The 15,305-nt window shown below is 67.2% G+C and carries 13 protein-coding genes; 9 read left to right on the plus strand and 4 right to left on the minus strand.

The annotated features are described in order from the left end of the window. Positions 1-3: 3 nt before the first annotated feature. The 7 genes from ACGLHS_RS01985 (at position 4) to ACGLHS_RS02015 (ending at position 7,848) form a co-directional block, all read left to right on the plus strand. Positions 4-1,416, plus strand: a complete 1,413-nt coding sequence (locus ACGLHS_RS01985) for a sodium:proton antiporter (protein WP_394476383.1) — start codon at positions 4-6, stop codon at positions 1,414-1,416. A 16-nt stretch (positions 1,417-1,432) separates the two neighbouring features. Beyond that, entirely contained in the window at positions 1,433-2,422 is a 990-nt protein-coding gene (locus ACGLHS_RS01990; protein WP_394476385.1) for a 2-hydroxyacid dehydrogenase, read from the plus strand. Positions 2,423-2,447: 25 nt separating this feature from the next. After that, entirely contained in the window at positions 2,448-3,815 is a 1,368-nt protein-coding gene (locus tag ACGLHS_RS01995) for a DNA recombination protein RmuC (RefSeq protein WP_394476387.1), read from the plus strand. Further along, positions 3,812-4,975 carry an MFS transporter gene (locus ACGLHS_RS02000; RefSeq protein WP_093236960.1) on the plus strand — a complete coding sequence of 388 codons (1,164 nt, stop codon included), beginning with the start codon at positions 3,812-3,814 and terminating at the stop codon, positions 4,973-4,975. Before ACGLHS_RS01995 ends, ACGLHS_RS02000 begins: the two co-directional genes overlap by 4 nt. A 112-nt stretch (positions 4,976-5,087) precedes the next feature. Next, complete coding sequence (locus ACGLHS_RS02005; protein WP_394476389.1) at positions 5,088-6,617, plus strand: MFS transporter; 1,530 nt, start codon at positions 5,088-5,090, stop codon at positions 6,615-6,617. 83 nt (positions 6,618-6,700) lie between these two features. Then, a complete protein-coding gene (locus ACGLHS_RS02010) occupies positions 6,701-7,165 on the plus strand; it encodes a hypothetical protein (protein ID WP_394476391.1) in 465 nt (154 codons plus the stop codon). 8 nt (positions 7,166-7,173) lie between these two features. Further along, positions 7,174-7,848 carry a TetR/AcrR family transcriptional regulator gene (locus ACGLHS_RS02015; RefSeq protein ID WP_394476393.1) on the plus strand — a complete coding sequence of 225 codons (675 nt, stop codon included), beginning with the start codon at positions 7,174-7,176 and terminating at the stop codon, positions 7,846-7,848. 17 nt (positions 7,849-7,865) lie between these two features. On the opposite strand, the gene ACGLHS_RS02020 is transcribed toward ACGLHS_RS02015, so the two are convergent. The 3 genes from ACGLHS_RS02020 to earP form a co-directional block, all read right to left on the minus strand. Continuing rightward, the gene (locus tag ACGLHS_RS02020) at positions 7,866-8,729 is read right to left on the minus strand and encodes a TIGR00730 family Rossman fold protein (RefSeq protein WP_394476395.1); all 864 of its coding nucleotides are present in this window, start codon (positions 8,727-8,729) and stop codon (positions 7,866-7,868) included. Positions 8,730-8,861: 132 nt separating this feature from the next. Then, on the minus strand, positions 8,862-9,416 hold the full coding sequence (efp, locus tag ACGLHS_RS02025) for an elongation factor P (RefSeq protein ID WP_093236965.1): 555 nt from the start codon (positions 9,414-9,416) through the stop codon (positions 8,862-8,864). Between the two features lie 184 nt (positions 9,417-9,600). Further along, positions 9,601-10,698: an elongation factor P maturation arginine rhamnosyltransferase EarP gene (gene earP, locus ACGLHS_RS02030; protein WP_394476397.1), complete on the minus strand. Its 1,098-nt coding sequence runs from the start codon at positions 10,696-10,698 to the stop codon at positions 9,601-9,603. Positions 10,699-10,784: 86 nt separating this feature from the next. Here earP and ACGLHS_RS02035 point away from each other — a divergent pair, with 86 nt between their 5' ends. Both ACGLHS_RS02035 and ACGLHS_RS02040 read left to right on the plus strand, forming a co-directional pair. Then, complete coding sequence (locus ACGLHS_RS02035; RefSeq protein ID WP_394476399.1) at positions 10,785-12,239, plus strand: M20/M25/M40 family metallo-hydrolase; 1,455 nt, start codon at positions 10,785-10,787, stop codon at positions 12,237-12,239. Between the two features lie 8 nt (positions 12,240-12,247). Then, positions 12,248-13,132: an alpha/beta fold hydrolase gene (locus ACGLHS_RS02040; RefSeq protein ID WP_394476401.1), complete on the plus strand. Its 885-nt coding sequence runs from the start codon at positions 12,248-12,250 to the stop codon at positions 13,130-13,132. A 45-nt stretch (positions 13,133-13,177) separates the two neighbouring features. Here ACGLHS_RS02040 and ggt read toward each other — a convergent pair whose 3' ends face one another. Continuing rightward, positions 13,178-15,259 carry a gamma-glutamyltransferase gene (ggt, locus tag ACGLHS_RS02045; protein ID WP_394476403.1) on the minus strand — a complete coding sequence of 694 codons (2,082 nt, stop codon included), beginning with the start codon at positions 15,257-15,259 and terminating at the stop codon, positions 13,178-13,180. Positions 15,260-15,305: the final 46 nt, after the last annotated feature.

Genomic DNA, 15,305 nt, shown 5'->3' on the forward strand with positions numbered 1-15,305 from the left:
CCCATGAAAAAGACCCTTCGACTGATGGCGGCCGCGGCGCTGCCCATGCTCTTTCCCGCCCTGGCTTCGGCCGCCGACTTCGACGGTGCACGGCTCTCGCCGCTCTGGGGCGTGCCCTTCGCCGGCATCCTGTTGTCGATCGCGCTGATGCCGTTGCTCACGCCGTCGTTCTGGCATCACCATTACGGCAAGATTTCGGCGGCCTGGGCGCTGGCCTTCCTGCTTCCATTCGCGGCAACCTACGGAGTCGGCCTGGCGGGCGTGCAGCTCGTGCATGCGCTGGTGGCCGAGTACATCCCGTTCATCATTCTCCTGACGGCGCTGTTCACGGTGGCGGGTGGCATTCACATCCGCGGCAACCTGCGCGGCGCACCCGGCCTCAACACGGCGATCCTGGCGATCGGCGCGGTGCTCGCGAGCTTCATGGGGACCACAGGCGCCTCGATGCTGTTGATCCGCCCGCTGATCCGCGCGAACGACAACCGCCTGCGCAAGGTGCACGTCATCGTGTTCTTCATCTTCATCGTCTCGAACGCGGGCGGTGCGCTCACCCCGCTGGGCGATCCGCCGCTGTTTCTCGGCTTCCTGAAGGGCATCGGCTTCTTCTGGACCGCGCAGAACATCCTGCTCGAAACGATCTTCATCCTCGCAGTGCTGCTCGCGCTGTTCTATGCCATCGACCGCTACTTCTATCGGAAAGACGGCGTGCTGCCGACCGACCCGACGCCCGACACCCGGCGCCTGGGCTTCGATGGCGCCGCTAATTTCTGGCTGCTGGGCGCGGTGGTGGCACTGGTGCTGCTCAGCGGATTCTGGAAGTCGCCGGTGCAGTTCGACGTGTTCGGCACCGAGGTCGGCCTGCCGGGGCTGGTGCGCGACGTCGGGCTGGCGCTGATCGCGGTCATTTCGTTCAAGCTCACCTCGCCCAAGGTGCATGCCGACAACCAATTCGAGTGGGGCCCGATGGCCGAGGTGGCCAAGCTGTTTGCAGGCATCTTCCTGACCATCATCCCGGTGATCGCGATGCTCAAGGCCGGCACGCAGGGCCCGTTCGGTGCCATCGTCTCGGCCGTGACGCGCGCCGACGGCCAGCCCGATCCGGCCATGTATTTCTGGGCCACGGGCGTGCTCAGTTCGTTCCTCGACAACGCGCCGACCTATCTGGTGTTCTTCAACACGGCGGGCGGCGACCCAGCCGCGCTGATGACCACCTACGCCTCCACGCTGGCGGCCATCTCGGCGGGCGCCGTGTTCATGGGCGCCAACACCTACATCGGCAACGCGCCCAACCTCATGGTCAAGGCCATCGCCGAGAGCCGCGGCGTTCGCATGCCGAGCTTCTTCGGCTACATGGCGTGGTCCGTGGCCATCCTGGTTCCGCTGTTCGTCATCACCACCTTCATCTTCTTCCGCTGAGCGCAGAGACAACATCATGAGCAAGCCCAAGATCCTGGTCGCACGCGCGATCTTTCCCGAGACCATCGAGCGCCTTTCGCAGCACTTCGAGATCGAGTCGAACCAGGCCGACGAAAGCTGGAGCAAGGAGCAGCTGATCGCGAAGCTGCAGGGCAAGCAGGGCGCCTTCACCACCGGCAGCGAGCGTATCGACGCGGCGGTGCTCGATGCCTGCCCCGACCTGAAGATCTGCGCCAACATGGCGGTGGGCTACAACAACTTCGACGTCGACGCCATGGCCGCGCACGGCGTGCTCGGCACCAATGCGCCCGACGTGCTGACCGAGACCACGGCCGACTTCGGCTTCGCGCTGCTCATGGCCACGGCGCGCCGCATCACCGAAAGCGAGCATTTCCTGCGCGCGGGCAAGTGGCAGAAGTGGAGCTTCGACATGTTCGCGGGCTCCGACATCCACGGCTCGACGCTCGGCATCATCGGCATGGGCCGTATCGGCCAAGGCATTGCCAAGCGCGGCGCGCACGGCTTCGGCATGAAGGTGATCTATCACAACCGCTCGCGGCTCGACGCGGCGCTTGAGGCCGAATGCAAGGCCAGCTACGTGAGCAAGGAAGAGCTGCTCAAGACGGCCGACCACGTGGTGCTGGTGGTGCCGTATTCGCCGGCGTCGCACCACACCATCGGCGCGGCCGAAATCGCGCTGATGAAGCCGACCGCCACGCTGGTCAACATCGCGCGCGGCGGCATCGTCGACGACGCCGCGCTGGCCGTGGCCCTGCGCGAGAAGCGCATCGCCGCAGCGGGCCTCGACGTGTTCGAGGGCGAGCCCAAGGTTCATCCCGATCTGCTGACCGTGCCGAACGTGGTGCTGACCCCGCACATCGCCAGCGCCACCGTGCCCACGCGCCGCGCCATGGCCGACCTTGCGGCCGACAACCTCATCGCCTGGTTCAGCGGCAAGGGCGCGCTGACGCCCGTCACGCCCGTGCCATCGGCCCACAAGCAATAAAAAAACAGGCACCGATACCGCGACCTTGGACTCTTCCCTGATTCTTCTCCTGCTGGCTGCGCTCGCAGTCATCCAACTGGTGCTGGTGATCTGGCTGCTCGCACGCCGCCCACCCCAGCCCGACCACGGCGACATGCTGCGCGCACTGGCCGCGATGTCCTCGGCCAGTGAACGCACCGAGCGCGAACTGCGCCGCGAAATCGGGGACAACTCGCGCGGCGCGCGGCAAGAAACCGCCCAGGCCTTCGCCACCTTCCAGCAGTCGCTGGTGCAGCAGGGCGCCGAGGCCACGCGCACCCAGAACGCGCAGCTCGATGCCTTTGCGCTGCAGCTCGCTTCGCTGCAGAAAACGCTGGCGGATACGCTCAACACCCAGCTGCAAGGCCTGAGCGAATCGAATGCCCGGCGCCTGTCCGAAGTGCGCACGACCATGGAAACCCAGCTCGCGCAGCTGCAGCAGACCAATGCCGCCAAGCTCGACGAGATGCGCAAGACGGTCGACGAAAAGCTGCAGAGCACGCTGGAGACGCGCCTGGGCGAGAGCTTCAAGCAGGTGGCCGACCGGCTCGAACAGGTCCACAAGGGCCTGGGCGAAATGCAGACGCTCGCCGTCGGCGTCGGCAGCCTGCAGCGCGTGCTGACCAACGTGAAGACGCGCGGCGTGTTCGGCGAAGTGCAGCTCGAGGCCTTGCTCGAGCAGGTGCTCACGCCCGACCAGTACGCCAGGCAGATCGAGACCAAGCCGCGCAGCGGGCAGCGTGTCGACTTCGCGATCCGTTTTCCGGGGCGGGGCGAAGAGGGCGCGCCCGTGTGGCTGCCCATCGACGCCAAGTTTCCGCGCGACGACTACGAGCGCCTGATCGATGCCCACGAGCGTGCCGATGCCTCGGGTGCCGAACTGGCGGCGAAGGCGCTCGAAGCGCGCATCCGCACCGAGGCCAAGTCCATCGCCGACAACTACCTCGCGGCACCGCACACCACCGATTTCGCGATCCTGTTCCTGCCCGTCGAAAGCCTCTATGCCGAGGTGCTGCGCCGGCCCGGTCTGATGGATGCGATCCAGCGCCAGCACCGCGTGACGCTGGCCGGCCCGACCACCTTGCTCGCGATGCTCAACAGCCTGCACATGGGCTTTCGCACGCTGGCGCTGGAGCAGCAGGCCTCCGAGGTGTGGAAGGTGCTGGGCGCGGTCAAGACCGAGTTCGAGCGCTATGGCGAATGGGTCGCGCGCATCAAGGAGCAGGTGGCCAAGGCTTCCGACACGCTCGACAAGGCCGACACGCGCGCCAAGCAGATGCGCCTGGCGCTGCGCAAGGTCGAGGCATTGCCCGAGGCGCAGGCACAGGTACTGCTGCCTCCCACCGCCGACAGCGAGGGCGACGACCTCCCGTGAAAGGTTCCGAACTGCTGCGCGTCATCGGCGCCCAGGTTTGCCTGCATGCCACCATGGCCGGCATGCGACTCGCAACGCCGTTGCTGGCGCTGCAACAAGGCTACAGCGCAGCAGCGGTCGGGGTGCTGATCTCGCTGTTCGCGCTGACCCAGGTGTTCCTGGCGCTGCCCGCGGGGCGCTTTGCCGACCGGCATGGGTTCAAGCGGCCACTGTGGCTGTCGGTGATCGCGGCGGTGGTCGGCGCGGGGCTGGTGGTGGTGTTCCCCGTGTTCCCGGTGATGTGCCTGTCGGCCCTGCTGACCGGCGGCGCCACGGGCGCGACCGTGATCGCGCTGCAGCGGCACGTGGGCCGGTCTGCCCACGATCCGACGCAGCTCAAGCGTGTGTTCAGCTGGCTGGCCATCGCGCCGGCCGCGGCCAACTTCGTCGGGCCGTTTCTGGCCGGCATGCTGATCGACCATGCGGGCCGCGTGCCGGCGGACATGCTGGCCTTTCGCATCTGCTTCGTGGTGATGGCGGCGCTGCCCATCGTCTGCTGGTTGCTCGCGCGCGGCGCGCACGAGCAGCCGCCCACGCCACCACTGGCGGGCGCCGTGCCGACGCGGGCCTGGGACCTGCTGCGCGAGCCGATGTTCCGGCGCCTGCTGTTCGTGAACTGGCTGCAGTCGTCCAGCTGGGACGTGCACGCCTTCGTGCTGCCCGTGCTGGGGCACGAGCGGGGCATCAGCGCGTCGGTGATCGGCTCGATCCTCGGAGCCTTCGCCGTTGCGGCGGCTGTCATTCGCGTGGTGCTGCCCCTGATCGCCTCGCGTGCATCGGAACGCAGCGTGATCCTGAGCTCCACGGTGGTCACGGCGCTGATGTTCGCGATCTATCCGCTGCTCGATTCGGCCTGGGCCATGGGCGCTTGCTCGGTGATGCTCGGCTTTGCGCTGGGGGCGGTGCAGCCGATGGTGATGAGCATGCTGCACCAGATCACGCCGCACACGCGGCATGGCGAGGCGCTGGGCCTGCGGCTCATGACCATCAACGCATCGAGCGTCGCGATGCCGATGCTGTTCGGATCGCTGGGCGCGCTGATCGGCATTGCGGGCGTGTTCTGGGTCGTCGGGGGCGTGCTGGCGCTGGGGGCGCGCGCTACATGGGGTTTGAAGATCTGACATGACGGCGATGTGAAATCCACACTCCAGATGAGATTTATTCTCATTTGTTTGACAATTTACTGACCCAAAGTCAGTATTGGCGCCTTCCTCAATGACCTTGAAGGCGTCCATGGACTCCCTTACCCGGCTTGCGGTCGATCCGCGCCGTCGTCTCGCGCTCGTGGCTGCGGTGTACCTCGGCAGCTTCATCGCCACGCTCGACGTGAGCATCGTCAACGTCGCGCTGCCCACGCTGCAGCGCGCGCTCTCTACCGACCTGGCCGGGCTGCAGTGGGTGATCGACATCTACGCGCTGTGCCTGTCGGCGTTCATGCTCTCGGCCGGCCCGCTGGGCGATCGCTACGGCCGCAAGCGCGCCTGGCTGACCGGCGTGATCGTGTTCACCATCGGGTCCGCGATGTGCGCGATGGCCGGCAGCCTGTTCACCTTGCTGGTTGGTCGGGCCGTGCAGGGCGTGGCGGGCGCCTTGCTGATTCCGGGCGCGCTGTCGCTGCTGGCGCACGCATTTCCGGAGCCCGCGAGCAGGGCGCGGGTGATCGGCGGCTGGTCGTCGTTCACCGCGCTGTCGCTGATCCTCGGGCCGATGCTCGGCGGGCTGCTGGTGGACCACGCGGGCTGGCAGAGCATCTTCCTCATCAACCTGCCGATCGGCCTGCTGACCGTGGGGCTGGGGCTCTGGGGCATCCAGGAAACCTCGCACCCCGAACACGCGGCGCTCGACCCGGTGGGACAGGTGCTCAGCGTGCTGTGGCTCGGCGCCTTGACCTATGGCCTGATCGCCGCGGGCGAATACGGCTGGGGCTCGACGCCCGCCGCAACCGCGCTGGTGGCGGCCGTGATCGGGCTCGCGCTGTTCCTGATGGTGGAAGCGCGCGTGGCGCGGCCGCTGCTGCCGCTTGCGCTGTTCCGCGACGCGCGCTTCTCGGTCACCAATTTCGCGTCGTTCGTGCTCGGGTTCTCGTCGTACGCGAGCCTGTTCTTCTTCTCGCTGTTCCTGCAGCAGGTGCAGGGCTGGTCGCCCAGCGACACCGGCTGGCGCCTGGTGCCGCAGTTCGTCGCAACAGGCATCGTGGCATCGCAGTTCGGCCGCCTGGCGCGGCGCTTCGAAGTGCACTCGCTGATGGTCGCTGGCTATGGGCTCATCGGCGCTTCGATGCTGCTGCTCACGCTGTTCTCGCCCGACACGCCCTATGGGCTGCTGGCGCTCCTGTTCGTGTTCCTGGGCGCGGGCTCCGGCCTTGCCGTGCCGGCCACCAGCACGGCCGTGATGGCGTCCGTGCCTGCGCAGCGCTCGGGCATGGCCTCGGCCACCATGAATGCGCTGCGCCAGGCCGGCATGCTGATCGGCATTGCGTTGCTCGGCACCTTGATGAGCACCCGTGCCACTTCGCTGCTGGCCGATGCGCTCGAACAGGCCGGGCTGCGCGATGCACAGCAGGCTGCCGTGGCGGCCGTCTCGCGGCACGACCTCGGGGCGCTGGCATCGCTCGATGCGGGCACGGCGCACAACCTGTTGACCGGTGCGCTGGCCGGCGGCTTCCATGCGGCGATGGCCTGCGCCGGATTCGCCGGCCTGCTGGCCGCGGGGCTGCTCCTGAGCGTCAGGCCCCGCACGGCCGCATTGCCTGCCCGCGCCTGAGGCCCTGCTTTCCCATGCCCGCTGCGCTCGTGCCGCTGCGCCTCCGTGCGCGACTTCGTTCGATTTTTACCAAGGAGCCTTCCATGATTCATCACGACCTCAGTCAATGGCCTCTCGTCATCAGCGTCTCGGCCGGGTTGCAGACGCTCGAAAGCATGCAGGCCTTCACCGAAGACTGGAACCGCTGGCTCGACCGCGGCGAGCCCTTCGTGTCGCTGCGCGTGTTCGCCGACGCCGATGCGCTGGTTCACCCCGAGGGCAGCGCCCACAGCGCCAAGCAGTGGCTGCAGGAGCGGGGTGCCGACATTCGCCGCCATATGATGGGCATGGCGAGCGTGGTGCCCGCCGATCAGTACGAGAAAATCCGCAAGATGAATGTCGAAAAACTCTTCGGCGTGCCTGCCAGCACATTCGCCGATGCCGACGACGCGCTGGCGTGGCTCAGCGAGCGCGTGATGGTCCCGCGCGGCCTGTCGTTCAACCTGGCCTCCGTGCGTTCGGCCATCGGCGCCGCCCGCGCGGCTGCTACGGCAGCAGCGGCCGCCTGAGGTTGTCCATGACGAAGAGCGGCGCGGTCACGATCCCCATTCCTTCCGATGGCGATGGCGAGGCCACGCCGCGCCGCCGCACCAAGGCCCCCGAGACCCGTGGGGCCGCGTTGATGGATGCGGCCGAGCGGCTCTTCATCTCCAAGGGCATCGCCACCACCAGCATCGACGACATCGCTGCCGGCGCGCAGGTGGCCAAGGGCACTTTCTATCTGTACTTTCCCTCGAAGGAGGCGCTGCTCGGCGCGTTGCAGCAGCGCTTCGTCGACACCTTCTGCGCGCGCCTGCAGGATGCGATGGACAAGCACCCCGCCCACAAGCATCGCGCCCGCCTGAAGGCCTGGGTGGAGACGGGGCTCGAAACCTACCTGGACAACGTCGCCTTGCACGACGTGGTCTTTCACGAGTACCGGCCCGAAGACCGGCGCATGCGCAACGACAACGCTGTCATCACGCAGCTCGTCGCGCTGCTGAAGCAGGGCGATGCCGCGGGTGTGTGGGAGGTGGAAGACGCGACCCTGACGGCCGTGATTCTTTTCAATGCGCTGCACGGCGTGGCCGACGACGCAGTGGCGATGGGGCCGGCCGCAGACCCCGTGGCCGACCGCCGCCGCCGTGCCCGCGCACTCACGCGGTTCTTCGAGCAGGCGCTGCATCCCGACGTGGACGACGCAGACGCCTGACCGAGGCGCCTAGCAACTTACAGCTTGTAGAAGCGCTTGATTGCGCTCCAGGCGTCTTCCGGCGCGTCGACGTACTCGAACAGCTTCACGTCGCCCGGCGAGATCACGCCTTCGTCGACCAGGAAGTCGAAGTCGATCAGCTTCTTCCAGTAGTCGGAGCCGAACAGCACGATCGGCACCGGCTTCGACTTCTTCGTCTGCACCAGCGTGATCACCTCGAACAGTTCGTCGAGCGTGCCGAAGCCGCCCGGGAACGCCACCAGCGCCTTCGCACGCATCATGAAATGCATCTTGCGGATCGCGAAGTAGTGGAACTTGAAGCTCAGCGCCGGCGTGACGTAGGGGTTGGCTTCTTCTTCCATCGGCAGCGCGATCGCCAGCCCGACCGAGATGCCGCCACCTTCGTGCGCACCGCGGTTGGCCGCCTGCATGATGCCGGGGCCGCCGCCGGTGCAGATGAAGAGCTTGTCTTGCGGCTCCTTGTCGTTGCTGTATTGCGCGACCAGCTTGCCGAAGGCGCGTGCCTTCTCGTAGTAGTGCGAGTTGCGCGCCAGCCGGCGCCAGCGCTCGGAGGCCGCGGCATCGCCGCTGGCCTCGGCCTGCGCGATCATGGCCGCGGCATCTTCTTCGCTGCGAAAGCGGGCGCTGCCGAACACCACGACCGTGTTCTCGATGCCGTGCGCGCGCTGCTCGATGTCGGGCTTCATTAGCTCGAGCTGCATGCGGATGCCGCGCGTCTCGCGGCGCAGCAGGAACTCGGGGTCGGCGAAGGCGATGCGCGAGGGATCGGGGTCGAGCGGGAGGCCGTGATCGGCGTGGGACTGGAGCGTGGCCCAGGCATCGGCCAGGCGTTTGTCGTGAAGATCGTGCGTGTTGTTCATGAAGAAACCAGACAGAAGGACCTGTGGGATTGTGCAGCGTTGCAACCGGCATGCCCGACAAACGAAAAAGGCTCCTTGCGGAGCCTTTTTCGAAGGGGTGATGGGCCGGTGAACCGGCCAGCCGATGCAGGCTCAGACGCGCTTGCGGTATTCGCCGGTGCGCGTGTCGATTTCGATCTTGTCGCCTTGCGAGACGAAGAGCGGAACCGGCACTTCGAAGCCGGTGGCGATCTTGGCGGGCTTCAGGACCTTGCCCGAGGTGTCGCCCTTGACGGCCGGCTCGGTCCAGGTGATTTCGCGCTCGACGCTGGTCGGCAGTTCGACCGAGATGGCCTTGCCGTCGTAGAACACCACTTCGACGGCCATGCCGTCTTCGAGGTAGTTCAGCGCGTCGCCCATGTTCTCGGCTTCAACTTCGTACTGGTTGTAGTCGGCGTCCATGCAGACGTACATCGGGTCGGCGAAGTAGGAGTAGGTGCACTCCTTCTTGTCGAGCACGATCTGGTCGATCTTGTCGTCGGCCTTGAAGACCACTTCGGTGTTGAAGTTGGCGATCAGGCTCTTCATCTTCATGCGCACGGTGGCGGAGTTGCGGCCGCCGCGGCTGTATTCGGTCTTCAGGACGACCATCGGATCCTTGCCGTGCATGATGACGTTGCCGGCGCGGATTTCTTGAGCGATTTTCATAACAGGTTCTCTGGATGTTGGCCGCTCGGTGCACGGGGCCATCGGCAACGTTCTGAACCAACGTTCTGAACGTTTGTGCCGGCGTTTCTGGCCCCGCTGCACATGTCTTGCGGCGGATTTGCAGGTTTGGCGGAGAGCATCTCGGGTAAAAAGACCCGGGCCGAAATCCGCAAAGCCCGCTATTTTAGCTTTTTCCGGCGACCAGATGCCGCAGTTGCGCAAGCAGATCGTCTTGCGCGAGCAATCGGGTGCGGGCGGCCAGGGCGGTTTCGCGCCATAGGCCGTGTGTTTCGAGCGCGGGCAGGGGGGCGTTGCCGAAGCCGTTCCAGGCGTGGTGAAAAAGCCGCAGCGAGGGCGGGGCGCCAAGCCAGTCGAGCCAGGCTTCGAGCTTGACGTGGTGCGCGTCGTCATCCTGCGGGTAGATCTGCCAGACCAGCGGTGCGCCGGCCCAGAGGGCGCGCACCAGGGAGTCTTCGCCGCGCACGAAATTCAGGTCGCAGGCCCAGAGCAGGTGGTCGAAATCCGGCTGGGTGAGATAGGGGAGGTATGAAATTGATAGCGCATTTCGTCCACCGGACGCGGGCATCAGCCCGTTTTGGCTCGAAATGCAGGCTTGAACGGCCCGCGCCGCCCGGCCTGCGGTCACCAGCAGCCGCGTCGGCACCGGATCGGCCGCGAGCTGCCCGAGCAGCGCCGCCAGCGCGCCAGGTTCGTAGCAGAAGAGCGAAACGAGCCGCTCGCCGTCCCGCCACGGAATCTGCCGCTCTTGCAGCCACTGCCTGCGATCAAAGCGCGCCCGCCGTTCCATCAGGTCGGGCTCTCGCAGAAGGCCGCCGGTGGCCGGCGTGAAGCCGGGGTAGAAGAACCGCTTGGTCAGCCCAGCGCCCGGCCCCTTGAAGACCGGCGAGGGCAGCCCGTGCAGGCGCTCGACATAGGGCTCGGCCGAAAGGTATTCGAGGTTGATCCAGGCCCGCCGTGGTCCGCCGTTGGCCGAGGCTTCGGCGAAGGTGGCGATCAGCTCCGGCGCCGGTTCGCAGCCGAAGGCCTCGATCAGCACGTCGGGCGCGGGCTCTGCAGCGGCGCTCTGCACGGCGGCGGTGTCGAGCCAGTCGATCACGCGCACACCGCTCTGGCCCGAAGGCGCCATCCAGCCCAGCGCGCTCGCGTCGTCGATCCAGAGGCGCACACGCTCGCCGGCCGTGGCCAGCTGGCTGGCCAGCCGCCAGCAGACGCCGAGGTCGCCGTGGTTGTCGATGACCTTGCAGAAGATGTCCCATTGCATGGCCGCGAGTGTGCCCGTCTTCCGCGCCCCCAAGGCCATGGCGCTTGCTATGCTGGACGGCACAACCACCACCGGAGAGAGAGACCATGAGGATGCAGACCCGCCGCCGTTCGCCGTTTTCCTTTCGTTCCGCGAGAACCGTGCTCGCCCTGTCGCTGGCCCTTGGCGGCATGGCCGGCACGACCGGTGCGTTGGCCCAACAGACACCGCCCCCGTCGTTGACGCCGCAGCAGCAGCGCTTTCACGACATCTACAAGGAACTGGTCGAGATCAACACCACCCATTCGGTGGGCGACAACACCGTGGCCGCGCGCGCCATGGAAAAGCGGCTGATCGAAGCCGGCTTTGCACCCGGCGACATCCAGATCTTCGAACCCTTCCCCAAGAAGGGCAACCTGGTGCTGCGCTTCAAGGGCGACGGCAGCAAGAAGCCGCTGCTCCTGCTGGCCCACATCGACGTGGTCGAGGCCCGCCGCGAAGACTGGAAGACCGACCCCTTCAAGCTGCAGGAAACCGGCGGCTACTTCACGGCGCGCGGCTCCATCGACGACAAGGCGATGGCCTCGGCGCTGGTCTCGGTGGTGGGGCAACTGAAGCAGGAGGGCTTCAAGCCCAAGCGCGACATCATCCTGGCGCTGACCGCCGACGAAGAGCGCGGCGATGCGCTCAGCAACGGCGCCTTCTGGCTCATCAGCAACAAGCCCGAGCTGCTGCAGGCCGAGTTCGGCATCAACGAAGGCGGTGGCGGTGAGTTGCGCGGCGGCAAGCCGAACCTGCATCGCATGCAGGTGGCCGAGAAGATGTACACGACCTACATGCTCGAGGCGCGCGACGTGGGCGGCCACAGCTCGGTGCCGACCAAGAGCAACCCGATCTATGCGTTGTCGGCCGGGCTGGAGCGGCTGGGCAACTACGCCTTCCCGGTCAAGCTGGCCGACGTCACCAAGACCTACTTCGCGCGCAGTGCGCCCTTTGCCACCGGCCAGCTGGCCGACGACATGCGCGCCATCGGCACCGGCAACCCCGACCCCTCGGTGATCGAGCGCATGTCGGCCAACCCGGCCTACAACGCACAGTTCCGCACCACCTGCGTGGCGACGATGGTGCAGGCCGGCCATGCCGAGAACGCACTGCCGCAATCGGCCAAGGCCACGGTCAACTGCCGCATCCTGCCGCACGACGACCCGGACGAGGTCGAGCGCCTGCTGACCCAGGCGATCGGCAACGACAAGATCGTGGTGCGCAATGTGGGCCGGCCGCTGCGCAGCCCGGCGTCGCCGCTGAACGGCGATCTCGTGAAGACGGTGGAGTCGCTCACGCAGCAGATGTGGCCCGGCGTGCCGGTGGTGCCCGCCATGAGCACCGGCGCGACCGACAGCCGCTTCCTGCGCAATGCCGGCATTCCGATGTACGGCGTGACCGGCATGTTCCTCGAGCCGGCGGATGCGCGTGCCCACGGCCTTGACGAGCGCATCGAGATCCAGCGCCTGTACGACGGCCGCGAGTTCCTCTATCGGCTGGTGTCGGAGTTGGCAAAGTAAGCGCGCGCATGGGCGACGTCTGCGAACATCATTTCGTCCAGGTCAACGGCATCCGTCTCCATGTGGTGCAGGCCGGCCCGGTCGACGGGCCGGTGGCCCTGCTGCTGCACGGGTTCCCCGAGTTCTGGCGCGGCTGGGCCAGCCAGATCGGCGCGCTGGCTGCTGCCGGCTACCGCGTCTGGGTGCCCGACCAGCGCGGCTACGGGGAAAGCGACAAGCCTGCGGGCATCGAGGCCTATGGACTCGAAACGCTGGTGGACGACATCTGCGCGCTGATCCGTGGCACCGGCCGCGAGGCCGTGACGCTGATGGGGCACGACTGGGGCGGTGTCGTGGCCTGGCGCGTGGCCGCGCGCGAGCCGGCGCTGGTGAGCCGGCTGGTGATCGTCAACGCGCCGCAGCCGGCCGTGATGCTCGCGCACATGGCGACCGGACGGCAGCGCCTGCGAAGCTGGTACATGCACTTCTTTCGCATCCCGCGCCTGCCCGAGCGGCTGTTGAGGCGCAACAACTTTCGCGGGCTCGGCAAGGTGCTGACTCAGAGCAGCCGGCCCGGCGCTTTTTCCGATGCGGAACTGGCGCTGTACCGCGAGGCCTGGGCAAGGCCGGGCGCGCTGACCGCGATGCTCAACTGGTACCGCGCGCTGATGCGCGACCGCCCGCGCATGCGCATCGACGGGCGCGTGCCGATGCCCACGTTGCTGCTCTGGGGCGTACAGGACCAGGCGCTGGGCCTGGAGATGGCCCAGCCCAGCATCGACCTGTGCGAGCAGGGCGAGCTGCAACGCATCGAAGGTGCCGGGCACTGGGTGCTGCACGAAGAGGCCGGGGGCGTGAGCCGGCGGATCCGGGCTTTTGTCGGCCCGGCCGCCGAGGTGCTCGCGCAGCACTGAAGGAGAGAAACGGGACCGCCACCGGCCCCGTGGATTCATCTCATCTCAAGGCGTGAAGGTGTCGCCCAGCACGATGCCTTCACGGCGCGGGTCCGCGCCACCGGTCAACACCGGTTTGCCGCCCACGCTGGTACGGATGACGGTGCTCACGCCGCTGGACTGCGCCCCGAAGTTCACCGTGTGACCCATCGCGCGCAGCCCTGTGATCAGCGGATCGTTGTTGCCCCCGTTGGTCGCATCGATGCTCGGATGCTCACCGCCCACGTTGGTCAGCGAAGCGGTGGCGGTGGGCGTCGGCTTGCTGTTGGTCGCGCCGAAGTCGACCAGCGACGTGGCTTGCTGGGCATCCAGGCCCCAGTCGAGCGCACCAACCAATGTCTTCACCACGTACTGGATGATCGTGCCGCCGCCCGGCGAGCCCGTGCCCATCACGAACTCGCCCATGCTGCCGTCGGTGTTCTTCTTGAACACCAGCGTCGGCGCCATCGTGCTGCGCGGGCGCTTGCCCGGGGCCACGCGGTTGGCGAACTTCACGTTCGGGGTCACCGTGGTGTCGTTCGGGTTGGCCGCGAAGTCGGTCAGCTGGTTGTTCAGCACGAAGCCTTGCGTCATGTGGAACGAACCCAGCGTGCTTTCCACCGTGGTGGTCATCACGACCACGTTGCCCTGCTTGTCGACGATGGTGAAGTGCGTGGTGCCGTGCTCTTCGGTCTTGTCGATGCCCAGCGGCACGGCGCCCAGGTCGCCGGCCGTGGCCAGGCCCATGCTTTTCGTCAGGCTGATGAGGCTGGCGCGGCCTTGCAGGTAGCGCTTGTTGATCAGCGAGTCGGGGCTTCCGCCGGGCAGGGGAATGAAGTCGGTGTCGGCTACGTACTTGTCGCGGTCGGCGTAGGCCAGGCGCTCGGCCTCGCTCACCAGGTGCACGCCCATCACGGTCGGCTTGCCGCCTTCGAGGTCGATGGCGGTCGGCTTGTACAGGCCCAGGTTGAAGGTCTCCAGGATGCCCAGGGTCGCCACCACCGCGATGCCGCCCGAGGACGGCGGCGACATGCTGCACACGTAGTAGTCGCGGTAGGTGCCGCACACCGGGTCGCGGCGCTTGGCCCTGTAGTTGGCCATGTCGGCCAGCGTGGTCTTGCCGGGGGTGATGGCCGAGCCGTCGACGGCCGTGCTGACGCCGATCTTGTCGACGATGCTTTTGGCGATATCGCCCGTGTAGAAGGCGTCGGCGCCCTGGGTGGCGATGGTGTTCAGCGTCTTGGCGTAGGCCGGGTTCTTGAGCCGGGTGCCCAGCGCCTTGGGCGTGCCGTCGGCGTTGAAGAAATAGGCCGTGGCTTCGGCGTCGCGCATCAGGTCGGTCTTGGAGGTGGCAATGGCGGTTGCCATGCGGCCGCCGATCAGGAAGCCGTCGGAGGCGAGCGTGATGCCGTAACCGAACAGGTCTTTCCAGGGCAGCTTGCCGTGGTCCTGGTAGGCCAGGTCGAGCATGCGCACCGCGCCCGGCGTACCGATGGAGCGGCCGCTGGCCCGCAGCATCGACGTCGGCTTCGGGGCCGTCTTGTCGCTGACATCGTCCACGTAGAGCAGGTAGTTCTCGGTGGCCGCGGCGGGTGCGGTCTCGCGGCCGTCATAGGCCTGCACCTTCTTGGTCGCGGCGTCGTAATAGAGCATGAAGGCGCCGCCGCCCAGGCCGCTCGACTGCGGCTCGACCAGGCCGAGCACGGCCTGCACCGCCACCGCCGCGTCGACCGCGCTGCCGCCGGCCTTCAGCACATCGCAGCCGGCGCGCGTGGCCAGCGGGTGGTTGGCCACCACCATGTAGTTCTTGGCGTAGACCAGCTTGTGGCCCGGCACGTAGCCCGATGCAGGCTCCGGTGCGGCCGGGTCGCCCGGGTCGCCCGAGCCGACGACCACCGACGAACCGGTGGTCGGTATCTGGCAGCCGTTGTCGGCGACCGGTGGCGCCGGCGGCGCGGGCTGGTTGGCCGCATTGATCGCGGCAACGGTCGCGAACAGCGCCGCGGTGTCCTGCGCGTTGGTGTTGGCACCGCCGCCGCAGCCGGCCACGGTCAACGAGAGCGCGAGGGGCGTCAACGCCCACCACACGCGTGCGGAGTTTTTCTTCATGGAGATTTTTCCCGAATGGCTGTATTTGAAAGACAACGGGCGCTCC

It is taken from the genome of Variovorax sp. VaC1, assembly GCF_043658315.1.
GTDB lineage: Bacteria > Pseudomonadota > Gammaproteobacteria > Burkholderiales > Burkholderiaceae_C > Variovorax.

What these genes read in the sequence shown, in the direction of transcription:
- ACGLHS_RS01985 (WP_394476383.1), top strand. Translation starts at nt 4, where the DNA reads ATGAAAAAGACCCTTCGACTGATGGCGGCCGCGGCGCTGCCCATGCTC.
- ACGLHS_RS01990 (WP_394476385.1), top strand. Translation starts at nt 1,433, where the DNA reads ATGAGCAAGCCCAAGATCCTGGTCGCACGCGCGATCTTTCCCGAGACC.
- ACGLHS_RS02005 (WP_394476389.1), top strand. Translation starts at nt 5,088, where the DNA reads ATGGACTCCCTTACCCGGCTTGCGGTCGATCCGCGCCGTCGTCTCGCG.
- ACGLHS_RS02010 (WP_394476391.1), top strand. Translation starts at nt 6,701, where the DNA reads ATGATTCATCACGACCTCAGTCAATGGCCTCTCGTCATCAGCGTCTCG.
- ACGLHS_RS02015 (WP_394476393.1), top strand. Translation starts at nt 7,174, where the DNA reads ATGACGAAGAGCGGCGCGGTCACGATCCCCATTCCTTCCGATGGCGAT.
- ACGLHS_RS02020 (WP_394476395.1), bottom strand. Translation starts at nt 8,729, where the DNA reads ATGAACAACACGCACGATCTTCACGACAAACGCCTGGCCGATGCCTGG.
- efp (WP_093236965.1), bottom strand. Translation starts at nt 9,416, where the DNA reads ATGAAAATCGCTCAAGAAATCCGCGCCGGCAACGTCATCATGCACGGC.
- earP (WP_394476397.1), bottom strand. Translation starts at nt 10,698, where the DNA reads ATGCAATGGGACATCTTCTGCAAGGTCATCGACAACCACGGCGACCTC.
- ACGLHS_RS02035 (WP_394476399.1), top strand. Translation starts at nt 10,785, where the DNA reads ATGAGGATGCAGACCCGCCGCCGTTCGCCGTTTTCCTTTCGTTCCGCG.
- ACGLHS_RS02040 (WP_394476401.1), top strand. Translation starts at nt 12,248, where the DNA reads ATGGGCGACGTCTGCGAACATCATTTCGTCCAGGTCAACGGCATCCGT.
- ggt (WP_394476403.1), bottom strand. Translation starts at nt 15,259, where the DNA reads ATGAAGAAAAACTCCGCACGCGTGTGGTGGGCGTTGACGCCCCTCGCG.